This window comes from Arthrobacter terricola (assembly GCF_004354015.1).
Lineage (GTDB): Bacteria > Actinomycetota > Actinomycetes > Actinomycetales > Micrococcaceae > Arthrobacter > Arthrobacter terricola.
Map to the genome: position 1 here is coordinate 1 of NZ_SMRU01000044.1, position 13,556 is coordinate 13,556.

13 protein-coding genes and 2 pseudogenes are annotated in these 13,556 nt (G+C 63.5%); 6 read left to right on the plus strand and 9 right to left on the minus strand.

What is annotated here, in order from left to right; translation table 11 throughout:
• Positions 1-518: pseudogene (locus E1809_RS23655) on the plus strand (transglycosylase domain-containing protein); the annotation flags it as partial.
• A 429-nt stretch (positions 519-947) separates the two neighbouring features.
• Here the strand turns inward: E1809_RS23655 and E1809_RS23660 are convergent.
• Both E1809_RS23660 and E1809_RS23665 read right to left on the minus strand, forming a co-directional pair.
• Entirely contained in the window at positions 948-1,385 is a 438-nt protein-coding gene (locus E1809_RS23660; RefSeq protein WP_133206696.1) for a VanZ family protein, read from the minus strand.
• Positions 1,386-1,518: 133 nt separating this feature from the next.
• Positions 1,519-2,469 carry a DinB/UmuC family translesion DNA polymerase gene (locus E1809_RS23665; RefSeq protein WP_133206715.1) on the minus strand — a complete coding sequence of 317 codons (951 nt, stop codon included), beginning with the start codon at positions 2,467-2,469 and terminating at the stop codon, positions 1,519-1,521.
• Positions 2,470-2,787: 318 nt separating this feature from the next.
• On the opposite strand from E1809_RS23665, the gene E1809_RS27185 reads away from it, so the two are divergent.
• Complete coding sequence (locus tag E1809_RS27185) at positions 2,788-3,102, plus strand: hypothetical protein (RefSeq protein WP_133206697.1); 315 nt, start codon at positions 2,788-2,790, stop codon at positions 3,100-3,102.
• A gap of 407 nt (positions 3,103-3,509) precedes the next feature.
• On the opposite strand, the gene E1809_RS23675 is transcribed toward E1809_RS27185, so the two are convergent.
• Together E1809_RS23675 and E1809_RS27810 are read right to left on the minus strand one after the other, a co-directional pair.
• Positions 3,510-3,950: a hypothetical protein gene (locus tag E1809_RS23675; RefSeq protein ID WP_133206698.1), complete on the minus strand. Its 441-nt coding sequence runs from the start codon at positions 3,948-3,950 to the stop codon at positions 3,510-3,512.
• A gap of 95 nt (positions 3,951-4,045) precedes the next feature.
• Positions 4,046-4,168 (minus strand): hypothetical protein, encoded by a 123-nt coding sequence (locus tag E1809_RS27810; protein WP_268908735.1) that lies wholly within the window; start codon positions 4,166-4,168, stop codon positions 4,046-4,048.
• A gap of 224 nt (positions 4,169-4,392) precedes the next feature.
• On the opposite strand from E1809_RS27810, the gene E1809_RS23680 reads away from it, so the two are divergent.
• Together E1809_RS23680 and E1809_RS23685 are read left to right on the plus strand one after the other, a co-directional pair.
• A complete protein-coding gene (locus E1809_RS23680) occupies positions 4,393-4,815 on the plus strand; it encodes a pyridoxamine 5'-phosphate oxidase family protein (protein WP_205754315.1) in 423 nt (140 codons plus the stop codon).
• 51 nt (positions 4,816-4,866) lie between these two features.
• Positions 4,867-5,718, plus strand: a complete 852-nt coding sequence (locus E1809_RS23685; protein WP_308167016.1) for a diacylglycerol/lipid kinase family protein — start codon at positions 4,867-4,869, stop codon at positions 5,716-5,718.
• 84 nt (positions 5,719-5,802) lie between these two features.
• On the opposite strand, the gene E1809_RS23690 is transcribed toward E1809_RS23685, so the two are convergent.
• The 3 genes and pseudogenes from E1809_RS23690 to E1809_RS28070 all read right to left on the minus strand — a co-directional run bounded on the left by E1809_RS23690 (position 5,803) and on the right by E1809_RS28070 (position 7,870).
• The gene (locus E1809_RS23690) at positions 5,803-6,240 is read right to left on the minus strand and encodes a hypothetical protein (protein ID WP_133206701.1); all 438 of its coding nucleotides are present in this window, start codon (positions 6,238-6,240) and stop codon (positions 5,803-5,805) included.
• A 116-nt stretch (positions 6,241-6,356) separates the two neighbouring features.
• Positions 6,357-6,722: a LapA family protein gene (locus E1809_RS23695; protein ID WP_235835750.1), complete on the minus strand. Its 366-nt coding sequence runs from the start codon at positions 6,720-6,722 to the stop codon at positions 6,357-6,359.
• 67 nt (positions 6,723-6,789) lie between these two features.
• Positions 6,790-7,870 (minus strand): annotated as a pseudogene (locus E1809_RS28070) (fatty acid desaturase family protein).
• 204 nt (positions 7,871-8,074) lie between these two features.
• On the opposite strand from E1809_RS28070, the gene mgtA reads away from it, so the two are divergent.
• Both mgtA and E1809_RS23710 read left to right on the plus strand, forming a co-directional pair.
• Complete coding sequence (gene mgtA / locus E1809_RS23705) at positions 8,075-10,774, plus strand: magnesium-translocating P-type ATPase (RefSeq protein WP_133206703.1); 2,700 nt, start codon at positions 8,075-8,077, stop codon at positions 10,772-10,774.
• A 241-nt stretch (positions 10,775-11,015) separates the two neighbouring features.
• A complete protein-coding gene (locus E1809_RS23710; RefSeq protein ID WP_133206704.1) occupies positions 11,016-11,984 on the plus strand; it encodes an aldo/keto reductase in 969 nt (322 codons plus the stop codon).
• Positions 11,985-12,595: 611 nt separating this feature from the next.
• Here the strand turns inward: E1809_RS23710 and E1809_RS23715 are convergent.
• Positions 12,596-13,036, minus strand: coding sequence for a Y-family DNA polymerase (locus E1809_RS23715; RefSeq protein ID WP_235835751.1), 441 nt, complete (start codon positions 13,034-13,036; stop codon positions 12,596-12,598).
• 9 nt (positions 13,037-13,045) lie between these two features.
• Positions 13,046-13,504, minus strand: coding sequence for a LexA family protein (locus E1809_RS23720; RefSeq protein WP_133206705.1), 459 nt, complete (start codon positions 13,502-13,504; stop codon positions 13,046-13,048).
• Between the last annotated feature and the right edge of the window lie 52 nt (positions 13,505-13,556).

Sequence of the window (13,556 nt, forward strand, 5' to 3'; positions counted from 1 at the left end):
CCGCGGGCAAGAAAATAGGCGGGCAGACATCCGCGTGCAAGCCGAACGCCCTGCAACCGGGCGTCGCGGAGGCCACGACGAACGTCCTCCAAGACGTCCTCACCAAGGGCTCCGGCCTGCTCATTCCACAGAAGCTCGGCGTCCCGGACGCCGCCAAGACCGGAACCAACCAGTACAACAACCAGACCTGGGTCCTCGGCTACACGAAAGGCCTGGCAACGGCGTCCTTCTTCGGAGACCCCTTCAACGGCGGGCCCTCGCGGCTCGGACGCGACGTCACGATCAACGGCAAGTACTACCCCGTAGTGGACGGGGCCTACATCGCCGGACCACAGTGGGCGCAGTACATGCAGCAGGTCGTCGGCTTCTACGACCACGGCGACTTTGACGCCCCGCCCCAGAACCTCATCGGCGGGACGGCCACGAGCCAGAACGGAAACACGAACGCGACCGCAAACGGAAACGGGTACGGGAAGGCGAACGGGAACGGGAAGGGAAGCGGAAAGAGGAAGGGCTGATGCCGCTCATGGCAGCAGACCAGGAGCGCACCTCGGGCAGGCACACGAGGCCCGCGTTGCGGGCCTCACGGTACTTTCCCGGGACGGTCAACACACGTAAAGCCGGAACCTTCACCGGCGTCAGCCAAACGGTGCTGGAATGCGTTGGCAAAACATCGACTGGTCGATTCCGGTCGGAACCCCATCCAATGTGGCTTGGGCAGCCTTACCGACCGGCCGGAACCACACCCGCACAACTGCTGCCGCCGTGGTTCACGGGTTACCGCTCGTGACGGTTGGGGCCTGTGTTCACATGCGTAGCCGGATGATGAAGAGGAAACAGCACCAGACGGGCATCGAAAGCAGTGCCAACACGGCCGTCGCGGTCCGTACCCGGGCTCGCTCGCGCAGGACCGCCGAGAGCAGCCGGAAGGCGAATATTCCGATGAGTCAGCCGACGCAGTTCAGGATCACGTCGTCGATGTCCGATGCGCCGACCGCGAACACGCCTTGGACGATCTCTACGGCGACGCTGACCGAGGCGACGGCGAGCATGGTCCGCCATGCGGCCGCCCGCTGCCGGAGCCAGGATGCGTAGACTCCGAGCGGGATGAAGATCAGGATGTTCCCGACCACGTTGGCGAACGCCATTCTCCCGGATCCGGGAGAATGGCTCAACGCATAGTCCGCGATACTTGCGAACGGGACGAGATTGATCGATCTCTCCGAACCCGGTGCACGCGAGAACAGAAGCAGCTTCAGCAGGAAAGCCGCGTAGAGGGCGAAGACGGCGACGATGGCCACGGTCTCCGCTTTCGCGCGCTTCGAGCTGAGCCGGGGGCCGCTCAAATCATCCGCTACCGTGGCGGCTTTCGGTTGTACACCCATCCCCGGAACGGTACAGAGGGAACCTGTCGTGCTCCTGTGAGACGTGGATTCGACAACCGCTGCCGGAAGCTCAACGTGGCGGACCCTTGGATCCTGACCCCGCGATAGGGTGCACGCCGGTTGAACCGCCTGGCTACGCCACGGCGACCGGCAACTCGTCCCAGTGGGTGGTGCACCGCTTCAAGAGCATTGCGCGTTTCATTTCCCAATCGGGAGGAGTTTTCAGGCCGCTACGGCTGACCCCGACAATCTCCTTGCCGAGCTTCCGGGTGATGTCGTCCAGCACCGCGCCGATGCCGCGGGTTTCGGACTCCGGCTGGAACACGGGCAGGAGCCGGAAGCCGTCCGCCGGGCGCAGCCCGGTCAGCACAACTCCGGCCCGGGCGTAGCGGATGCCGGGTGACGGAAAGAGATCGGGCAGGATCGCGCAGGCCGCTTTGGTCAGCGCAATCGGATCATCACTCGGGACCACCAGCGTCACCGCCCTGTTCGCCGAATGGGGCACCGTGCCTTCGTCGGCCCAGCCGGTCGAGGCCCACACCGTCAGCACCCCGGCGACCGAGCGTTGGGCCCGGAGGCGGGCCGACACCCGTTGGGCGTAGATCGAGAGCACCTGGTGCATCTCGTCGGGATCGGTGATCTTTCGCGAAAACGACCGGGAATAGATCAGCTGGTCGTTGGCTACGCGCGGCTGGGTCTCCAGCTCGATGCATTTCTGCCCGCGGAGCTCCAGCACTGTCCGTTCCATGACGACTGAGAACTGCTTGCGCAGCCACTTGGGATCGGCATCGCGCAGTTCCCTGGCGGTGTGGATTCCCAGCCCGGCCAGGCGTTTGCCGTTGCGGCCGGCGACGCCCCAGAGGTCCGTCACATGCAGGGAGTCCAGGATTCTGTTCACTTGCTCTTCCGGGAAGCGCCGAAGGTCCAAAACGCCGTCGAATGCGGGGTTCTTCTTGATGCCGATCGCCACCCGGACGGGGATGCCGGTGGGCTGCAGGACGGTCCGGCGGATCTCCTGGCCCAGCGGTTCGAGCTCCCCAGGCGGTCCCCGCAGCTTCAGCCAGCTATCGTCGATCGAATACATTCTCACCCCCCTCTCCTGTGTTGTCGATGAAGGCCCTTGTTCCTCGTTTAGGTTCTGGAGATGGACACGTTGGAGGGGAAGATCTAACACCTCCATTTCGTGCAGGCAATGCCTCGGGACGATGATGACCCTCTGCTTGCCCGCGTCATTGACGCGTTGTCGGGTGTTGCCGGAAATGCTGAGCGGGTGGGACGGCCCTTCCTGCTCGACGGGCGGGGTGCTCCGCACCCCGCGTTCAATGCATTTTTCGCGAGTCGGAGGATGCGCAATCGTGCCGCTTCCACGAATCGAAAGTATGCCTTCGCGTTGCGTGTCTCATTGAACTTCTTGGAGCTTCGCCGAGTTTACTGGGATGCCGCCACGGACGATGACCTTTTCGACTACAAGTTTTGGCACCGGACGGATGAGGCCAATCCCAAGAGCGTGGCGGGGTCGACGTGGCGTGATGATCTGTCGGCGATTTCCGCGTTCAATGCGTCGACCGAGCGGCTGCAGGGAGCCCCCACGCCCGTCGGTACATCGGCGAGTTTTGTTCGAGGCGGCACTATCGCCATACGGGCTTGGGGCCTCGTCTGGACTTTGCAGGTAGCCGCGGCCGGGCGGGGGCGTCTCGGGTCAGGTCTGCTGATGTGAATTGGTTCTCGCCGGGCGCCTACAGGCTTTGGCGGGACGTGGGTGTTCTCGGCATCGCTCCCGACGGGAGAGAGCGAACGCGGTGGAGGCCGCGGTCCCAGACACGCGATGCTGCCTTCGTCGACGGTCTCTACGGCACCGCGCTGCGTATTCAGGAGTGGTCGAGCGTTCTCGTCAACGAACTTCGACAGCCCGACGGGGACGACTGCTTGAAGAACGCGACAAACTCCTCAAGGCTTTCAGTGCCAATAACAACGTCACAGCCCTCCCGACCCGCCGATTGGCCTTGCCCCCGATCAACACAACGGACGTCAAGCGAGGACAATCCACGCCGGGGCGGGTGGCTGGTCGATGCTCCTTGGGTGGTGAGTGTCCCCGAAGAGATGCGGAACGGAGATGGGATGGCCTTAGTCGAAGCGGACTTCTGCCGCGGATGCGCGTACCGCTTCGAGGCGGTGTTCCTCGATCAGGCCCAAGGCGTCCAGTTCCTCTGCCCGGTTGGTGCGCTCAAGTGAAGCCTGTTCGGAGACTTCGCGCAGGATCGTGCCCACGAGATGGGCCAGGCCTGCCTTGAGTTCTTCCAGGTTGGTGTTGGTGATGAGGAGCCGCCGGTCCGAGACGCGGAGCTCGACTTCGCTGTAGCCTGCTTCTTCGAGGCGCCGGCCCACGTCACTGCTGTGAAGGAGGTCGAGTTCCCTGGGTTGGGGCCTGCGGGAGAAGACGGCCGGGACGGTGTAGAGGGCGGAACCTTTCGCCGTGCCGATGTCGTGCGGCAAGGCCGAGGCGAGGACGCCGCTGAGGGTGAGGGCGCTGGTGGCTTGGAGGGGCTGGTACTGGGTGGTGGTCATGTCTTGTGCCAACGTTTCTTTGGGATGCGCTGTCGGGTCCGCGAAAACGTGGGGACGGCGGCGACTGCACTTTAAGCGGTCCGAAGCCGGGCCGCCTAGGGGAGGTCGCTGCCGTCGGGCCGTTCTGCGGATGCAGCACGGTCGTGGCCGCCCTCGTTGTCCCAGCTCTCCGCGGCGCCCTCATCAATGTGGCCTGGGGTCGCATCGGTGGTTTTCACGGGCGCATTTGCGGGGTTGGGCTCATTGCTCGGGTATCCGGATTCCTTGTCACGATGTCCCGACTTACCTCGAGTTTACACGCTTTCGGTGCCACGGGCGGACTGCGGGCGGGTTGGCCCCCGGATCTTCCGTGGCCGGCCGGACGGGGAGAGAATGAATTGGACCGCATCGTTCACGCGGGCAGGTGATGGGTCCACGCCCGTCGGGGCAGAACGGAGACGTGTTGGGTGCTGACCAGGAGAACCCGGTGGTCGTACTGGGCGCGGCCCGGTCGTGGGATCTGCTGGCCGGTTTAGAGTTTGGCCGTTTGGCAGTCAGTGTCGGAGACCAGCCGGAAATCTTCCCCATCAATTTTCTGGCCCATGACGGTGTCGTCCTCTTCAGGACGGCTCAGCTCAGCAAACTTGTCAGCCTTACCATCAACCGCTACGTGGCGCTGGAAACAGACGGCTTCATCGCCGACGCGACCTGGAGCGTCATCATGAAAAGGACCGCGGGTTCACTGCAACGGGAAATCGACATTGAAGCGTTGACGAGGCTGCCGCTGCGCTCTTGGATCCCCACGATCAAGTACATCTTTATTGAGATCACCCCGGAGCAGATCACCGGCAGCAGGTTTGCCCGCGGGCCGGAACCGTGGCGGTGAGGAGCACTGTCTGAGCCTTCAACTCCGGAGCGGTTCGATCGGATCGTCCTGATTTTCAATCCTGCCGGCAGACGCGACGCGGGCCGTTTGGCCGGACGGTTGTGCGAGGATCTGCGCGCCCGGCTGCCTGCGTTGCCGGTCAGCCTGCAGCCTACCGGCTTCGCCGGGCATGGCAGGGTACTGGCGTGCGAAATGGCATCTGCGGGTCGACCCTTGATCGTCTCGATCAGTGGCGACGGAGGGTACAACGAGGTCATCAATGGCGTGATGGATGCCGGGGGCAACGCGGTCTGCGCGGTTATGGCGGGGGGCAACGCCAACGACCACCGGCGCAGCACCGGCCAGATGCCGCTGATCGAGGCCATCGTCGGCGGCGAAGTCCGCCGGCTTGACCTTCTGCGGTTGCAGATCGGAGAAGGAACTGATGCCTGGTCGCGGTACGCTCACTCATACATCGGATTCGGGCTCACACCGGCCATGGCCACCAGCATAGAAGAAGGCACCAAGGGCATGCTCTCTGAACTCATCTCCGTCGCCCGTACCTTTTCAAGCCTCACCCCGATTGAGATCGCCCGCGCGGACGGTGCCCGTGCCAGGTTCGACAGCCTCGTGTTGGCCAACATCGCTCATATGGCCAAATACGGCAAGATCAGTGAAACGGGGGAGCCCAACGACGGAATGTTCGAGGTCATCATGCTGCCCCATGCCCGCAAATGGCGCATCGCCTTGATGACTCTTCGGGCAGTCACCATCGGTCTTGGACCCCAACAAAGCCGCAGCCGCTACGAATTCCTCACCCTCGATCCAATTGCACTGCAGATCGACGGTGAAATCATGCAGATCGACGCCCACACGTCCGTCCTGGTCGAAGCCGAGCGCCAGGTGCTGGCCACGCTCGGCTAGGCCACCACCCGCGAATCGGCAGGTAACGGCCGTCCCCGACGTCCCAGGGAAGGTGCAGCTACTATTTGCGCTTCACCGACCGTCCTAGTCGAAGGTGATCTCGTGCGCCAATGCCTCGATTTCCTTTCCCCTGGCATCGTCGGCCTTGCTCTTCACCAGGGCCGCTTCATCCCGTTGCTCCTGCTCAAGACGCATCTGATCGCTAGTCTCCCGCACGAGGGATCCGATCACGGAGGCCATACCGGATTTCAGCTCCTCCAGATTGGTGTTGACGATCTTCAGCCGGCGATCATCGATCACGAGGCTGACGTGGCCGTAGCCGAGCTCTTCCAGCCGTGCGTGCATCGTCGGACCCTGAATCGAACGGGCTTCGGCCGGATTCACCCGGCGCGAAAAGACCGCAGAAACCGTGTACCTTGCCGGTGCCTTAAGGGCGTAGGCCTCCCGGGAAACTGCCACTACCGATGTCAGCCGCAGCGTTGACTCCGGCGAACTGTCCATCACCTGCCCATGAGATGACACGTTAATACTCATAAGTCATTCTCCCACCGGAACGCGCCACCGTCGCAGGGCAAGCAGGGAACTGCCGCACGGCGTCGGGCCGCGGTTTCCCGAAGTCGGTTCCCATGAAGCGGCGGTCAGCCTTGTTTGCGGAGCACCCGATGCTTGCGGGCGTTGGAGCGGAGCCGGATGATCCTCGCTGCGCCGGCAACGGCTACGAGTATTCCACCGGCGACGCTTGCGATGAACAAGGCCATGCCCAGGGAGAGCGTGCCCTGGAGGCCGAGGAACATTACCCTGGCGGGTTCCTGGTTCTGCAGGATGAAGATGATCAGCAGCAACAGCAGGACAAGGGCCGTGACCACGGCAACCCAGACCACCCCTGACCGGGTCGGCTTGGGCCTTGCCTCTGAGGTAACGGGAATGCCGGTGCCCGGGGTCGGCCCCTTCGGTGGTGTCTGCCTCGTCGGACTCTTTCCGGGTATGACTGGTTCGGATGCCACCACTGGTCACTTTCCCTTCGGTAAATGTCAATCCTTCTGTTTCGTCTGCGGCTCTGCTGATGCCGGCTCAGCGGCTTCCCGCCACGGGGCATTCGAACGGTCCCCCGGCGAAGAGGCCGACGGCGTTCAGGTATCGGACCACGATCGCGTAGGAGGCGATGAGGCTGGTCTCGGTGTAGGGGATTCCATGCTCCTTGCAGGTGGAGCGCACCAGTGCTGCGGCGCGGTGCAGGTACGGGCGGGGCATGTCCGGGAACAGGTGGTGTTCGATCTGGCGGTTTAGCCCGCCCATGAGGGTGTCCAAGAACCGGCCGCCGGCGATGTTGCGTCCCGTGAGTACCTGGCGGTTAAGGAAATCCGCCCGGCTGGAAGCCGGAAGGATGGGCATGCCCTTGTGGTTGGGCGCGAACGAGGCGCCCATGTAGAACCCGAATACGCCCACCTGCACGCCGAGGAACGCGAACGCCATACCCAGGGGCAGCAGCCAGAACACCAGTGCGGGAACAATGAGCAGGCGCAATACCAGAATCGGAATCTCCAGCCAGCGATGGTCCACGTTTCCGCGGCAGAGCAGATACTTCAGCGAATCAACGTGAAGGCTCACGCCCAGGAAGAACAGCAACGGAAACAACAGCCATCCCTGGCGGCGCGTGAGATGGATCATGAAGCCGCGACGTGAAGCCGCCGCCTGCGGGTGGAAGGCGATCGCCCCGGTGTGGATATCCGGATCCTTGTCGATCATGTTCGGGGTGGTTGTGGTGGGGTGTGTGCTTCTGCACCCACATGGCGTAGCTGATCCCCACCAACCCTGTACCAATCAGGCGCGCGGACCATTCATTCATGGCTTTTGATGCGAAGACCTGACGGTGTGCCGCCTCATGCGCCAGGAACCCCAATTGGGTCAGCACCACACCCATTCCGGCGGCGATCAGCAACTGGAACCAGGTGTCCTCAAGCAGGAAGAAGCCGGCCCAGGCGCCGGCCCATGCTGCCATCAATATGGTGAAAAGGATGATGTAGAAGCCGCGCCTGCGTCGCAGCAAGCCCGCGTCCCGGACCAGCCCCAAGAGCGCGACGTAACTGTTGACCACCTGGTTCGGGTGCTGGCGCCGCCCTGGATTTTCGGCGGGAAAAGGTGCTTTTTCCATGACGCCTCGAACCGTTCAGGGCTCCGTGCCACACTCTCGATCTGGCATTTCCTGCCCTTGCCCAAAGAATACGCCCGCGCGGCCCCGGGCGGAACGGCACCCACCGGGGTCCATGACGCTCTGCCGCGCATCACAAGCACCCGGCCCAAGCCGTACCCTTATCCCAAGGGCGCCCCTCGGGCGACGCATTCGAACGGATACGGCATGTCAGATCTCAACGTCCAGGAGCGGCACCCCCTGCAGCTGCCGATCACCGAGGCCGCATCCCTTTCCCCGGGCCAGGTGCTTGAACAACTCGGCTCCAGCCCGGCAGGGCTTACAAACACGGAAGCCTCGGAGCGCCTGGAAGAACTGGGGCCGAACGCCGTGCGGACGCACAGGGCCAATGGATGGGCGGTGTTGGGCCGGCAGTTCGCCAGCCCCATCCTGATCCTGCTGATCATGACCGCGGGGCTGTCTCTTTTCCTGGGCGATGCCACGAATTCGATCGTGATCGGCGTGATCCTGCTGATTAGCGTAGGCTTGGGCTTCACCAACGAATTCCGTGCCGAACGGGCTTCCGAAGCCTTGCATTCCCGGGTGACGCACCGCGCCGTCGTGCTCCGCGATGGAACCACGCAGGATGTGAACGTCACCGACCTGGTGCCGGGCGACGTCGTACACCTAAGCCTGGGCGCTGTCATCCCCGCAGACATCCGCCTCCTGAGCACGAACAACCTCCTCTGCGACGAGAGCATCCTGACCGGGGAGTCCCTTCCGGCGGGCAAGGATCCGGCCCCGGCGGTGCCCGGGGCGGCCCTGGGCGACCTTGCATCCTGTGTCTTCATGGGAACCGTCATCCAGTCCGGCGGCTGCACCGGCGTGGTGGTGGCCACCGGCGGCCGCGCCGAATTCGGCCGGATCGCTCTGGGCCTGGGAGAACGGCAGCCACAAACCGAATTCCAGCTCGGGCTCAAGCGGTTCTCGTTCCTGCTTTTGCAGGTGGCCCTCGGGCTCACCACGTTGATCTTCATCGCGAACCTGCTGCTGCACCGCCCGCTCATCGAGTCGCTGCTGTTCTCCCTGGCAATCGCCGTCGGCATCACTCCACAGCTGCTGCCCGCTGTCGTGAGCACCAGCCTCGCCACCGGCACCCGCTATCTGGCCCGCCGGAAAGTCCTCGTCAAACGACTGGTCTGCATCGAGGACCTGGGCGACATGGACATCCTGGTTACTGACAAGACCGGCACCCTCACGGAGGGGCGCATCAGTTTCACCGGCGCGCTTCCCGCTTCACGGGAAGTCTCCGACGTCGAACTCCTCACTTTGGGTCTGCTGGCCACCGAAACCGTCTACGCCGAGGCCAAACAATCCACGGCCGGGCAGAATCCGCTGGACGCCGCACTGTGGGACAGCACGGGGGCGGCCGCTTTTGATCCTGCCCGCTTCGAGCGTCTCGACCTAATCGACTTCGACCACCAGCGCCGGCGCACCAGTGTGCTGGTGCGGGAAGCCGGAGGCCCGGCACGCCTGGTCACCAAGGGTGCGCCCGAGGACGTGCTCGCCCTCTGCGGCCCGACGTCGCCTAACGTGCAGGCCATGCTGGACGAACAATTCGACGCCGGATCGCGCGTCGTGGCGGTCGCCACCCGCCCAGCCACGGGGCTCGTCAACATCACGCCTGACGACGAAAGGGACCTTGTCCTCGCCGGTTTCCTCGTTTTCCTCGACCGGCCAAAGGCGAACGCGAAAATGTCCCTGGACCAGCTGGCCACACTGGGCATCTCCGTGAAAATCGCTACCGGAGACAACGCCAAAGTAGCCGAAAAAGTATGCTCCGAACTAGGAGTGATTTCCGGTGGAACACTCACGGGCGCGGACGTGGACGCCCTGCCCGATACCGAGCTGGCCGCCGCCGCCCGGGAAGCCACCATCTTTGCCCGCGTCTCGCCCGAGCAGAAGGCCCGCATCATCACCCTGCTGCGCCAAAGCGGCGGGGCCGTGGGCTTCATGGGCGACGGCGTCAACGACGCCCTGGCCCTTCACAAAGCGGACATCGGCATCTCCGTGGACAGCGCCACCGACGTCGCCAAGGACGCAGCCGATGTGGTGCTGATGGATAAGGACCTGGGCGTCCTGGCCGAAGGCGTGATGGAGGGCCGGAGGATCTTTGCGAACACCATCAAATACGTGCTGATGGGAACATCCAGCAACTTCGGCAACATGTTCAGCGCCGCCACGGCGTCAGTAGTGCTGAGCTTCCTCCCCATGCTGCCCGGGCAGATCCTGCTCAACAACCTCCTCTACGACAGCGGCCAGCTCGCCATCCCGGGTGACCGCGTGGACAAGGAACAACTGCTGGCACCGTCGCACTGGAACATCGCCTTCATCCGGCGCTTCATGTTCCTCTTCGGGCCGATCAGCTCCATCTTCGACTTTGCGACCTTCGCCCTCATGCTCTTCGTCTTCAACGCAGTCCCGGGAGAATTCCGGGCCGGCTGGTTCATCGAATCCATTGCCACACAGACCCTCATCATTTTCGCCATCAGGACCCGCCGGGTTCCGTTCCTGCGAAGCCGGCCCTCGGTTGGCCTGTTGAGCGCATCCTTGGGTGTCGTGGCCGCGGGTATCTTCCTCCCGCTGTCAGCGCTGGCGGGCGTGCTGGGCTTCGATCCTTTGCCGATGCCGTTCTTCCTGGCGGTACTGGGAATGATCGTTGTTTACATTGTCATGGTGGAATTCGCCAAACATTGGTTCTTCGCCAGGGCCGCGCAACAGCTGCCGGAGCCGGCGGCGCCCGTCCGCCGTCGCCCGGATACCCACCACATTTCCCGCCGCGCCGCCCGCTTCAGTGCGCCGGTTGTCGCGGTTGTCCCCGGGCGCCCGGTGCGTCCGGCCCACAGGCGACGAAACGTTGCGGTGTAGCGTTGGGACAAACCTAGGTACAGCGGTCTTCAGCTCGCAAGGAAATCGACGTGCCGGAGGGATGCCCTGGCACTCGAAGTGGTACGCACATCCTCCGTAGAAGTGCGCTTCGACCAAGGCCCTTGAACCGGTCCGAGTTTGAGAGGGTCTTCCAACAGCTGCTGCAGCTTCCCGGTCTGGCGGGATATCGTTATGGACATTCGGGCCGACGAACAGACTGTCAGCCGGCGGGGAGGTCATTGTGGACTACGTGAAGCTCGGCAGCACAGGCCTGGATGTTTCGCGTTTATGCCTGGGCTGCATGTCCTACGGCAGTCCGGACCGGGGGGCACACGAATGGACCCTGCCCGAAGATGCCAGCCGCCGTCTCATCCGGAAGGCTCTCGACGCCGGCATCAACTTTTTCGACACCGCCAACGTGTATTCGGACGGCACCAGCGAGGAGATCCTTGGCCGCGCAATCAACGGCTCCGGGCAGCGCGACACGCTGGTGATCGCCACCAAGGTTTTCGGGGCTATGCGGTCCGGCCCCAACGGTGGTGGCCTGTCCCGAAAGGTCGTCCTTTCCGAGATCGAGCACAGCCTGCGGCGCTTGGGGACCGATTACGTCGACCTGTACCAGATCCACCGGTGGGATCCACACACCCCGATTGAAGAGACGCTGGAGGCCCTGCACGAGATCGTCAAAGCCGGTAAGGCCCGCTACATCGGCGCCTCGTCAATGTTCGCCTGGCAGTTCACCAAGGCTCTCTACACCTCCCGGCTAAACAGCTGGACCCCTCTGGCCACGATGCAGAACCACTACAACCTGCTCTACCGCGAAGAAGAACGCGAAATGCTGACCCTCTGCCAGGATCAGGGCATCGGAGTCATCCCATGGAGTCCACTGGCCCGCGGCCGACTGACCCGGGACTGGGGCAGCACCAGCCTCCGTAGCGCGACAGACGACTTCGGCAAGGCCTTGTACCAAGAAGGCGACAGGGACATCGTGGACGCCGTAGCCAGGGTCGCGTCGGCTCGTGGGGTCCCCCGCGCCCAGATAGCCCTGGCTTGGGTCGCCTCCCGTCCCACAGTCACGGCACCTATTTTCGGGGCCACCCAAGACCATCACATCGACGATGCCGTCGCCGCCCTCAACCTGGAGCTCACCGAGGACGAGGTCTCCGAACTGGAAGCCCCCTACACCCCTCACCCAGTGACCGGGTTCTGAGACTTCCAGGCGCCAAACCTACGCCCGCCGGTTCCTATCTATGGGCGTGAAACCCCGCCGAGATGCGCGTTTCCTCGGGTTCCCCGCTGGGTCAATCCGACCGAGGCCGTCCGGTTCAGGTCCGACTACGCGGCCCAGGATGGGACACTTCCATCAACGAGGTCCACTAAGCGGGCAGGAGCTATGCTGGGCGTCTGAGGCTACCAACCTCCGTTTGGCAGAAGGCCTACAGGAACCGGCGAAGGAGGACCCTGGACGCGGCAAAGTGGTTGGTCGCGGAATCCGGTGCCGGTTTCAATGTGAAAGTGTGCCGGTCAGAAAAACAGGTCCACGGAGGCTTGATACCTCGGACAGGTCGCCTTGTTTGTAGCTCCCTGAGCCTTCAAGCGGTGGCTGCAACGACTTGAATTCGAGGGTGGTCCCGGTGTTCCGTGGCATCACTCGTCCGTGTCGGTCGAGCTACGCCGCCACTCGTGCAGTGTCACTGCCGAAGGGAAAGACCTCATCATCGGGGTTACAGAAACGCGTCCCCGGTAAGAGTCGTGAGAATTTCGCTTTCTCATCCTTCCCAAATTCCGTGGTCACCACTGATGCCAATCCCAGGAATCCCACTACCACGGGTCGGTGGCGCCGCGGTGTCCTCTAGTCTCCAAGGCTGGGTCCGGCGAGGAGGCCATTGATATGGCCGCCGGCGCGCTACAACAGATTTCAGGGTACAGAATATACACCTCCTGCCAGGCGCTGAACCGGCCCAGGATCGTCGCGACCCGGGAGCTGAGCGAGCCGTACAGCTCATAGTTCGACGAGCGCGCCTCGACGCCTTTCGCCTGGCACCAGGCGCGTATTTGGAACCATGGCTTGCCCATGATGTCCGGGTCCAGTGCCTTCACCAGCGGGCACGCGGCAACCACACAGCCGTCGTTATTGCTCAAGACCAGTGTCGGCCTGTCGCGCAGCGTCGGATCAAAGACCCGTTCAGCGTTGGCATAGAAGGACACGCAGTCCACGAGGGCGATCGGGTCAGGTGCCGGGGCTTGGGTACGCGATGTCACGGCCGGAGACTACCGGCGGGGTCTGACACCGCGCCTGATGCCGGGAGGATGCAGGATCCAGGTGACGACGCCCCAGACGGACATCTCGGAGAGTTCGTGGAGAACGGCGTCCTGATAGTCCGGGTTCTCAGCCAGCAGGACAACGCGTCCGTGGATGACGTCGAGCCGCTTGACAGTGTACTCGCTATCGACGATGGCGATGACGATATGGCCGGGCACGGGGGTGATCCCCCGGTCGACGATCAGCAGGTCGCCGTCGTGGATGCCTGCCCCGGTCATCGAATGGCCTGAGGCGCGCCAGATGAAGGTGGAGACCTTGTCGCGGACCAGATGCCGGCTGAGATCGAGGTCGCCGGACCAGTAGCCTTCTGCCGGACTGGGGAAGCCGCACGCGACGGCTTCCGGCGCAAACGGGAGGATCAACGGCCCGTCGAGTGCCAAGGGTTCCGGCTGCGAGGCCTGCATCATTCACATCCTTCGAATATATATTCGAATATTCACGTTACCCCTGACGCGGTAC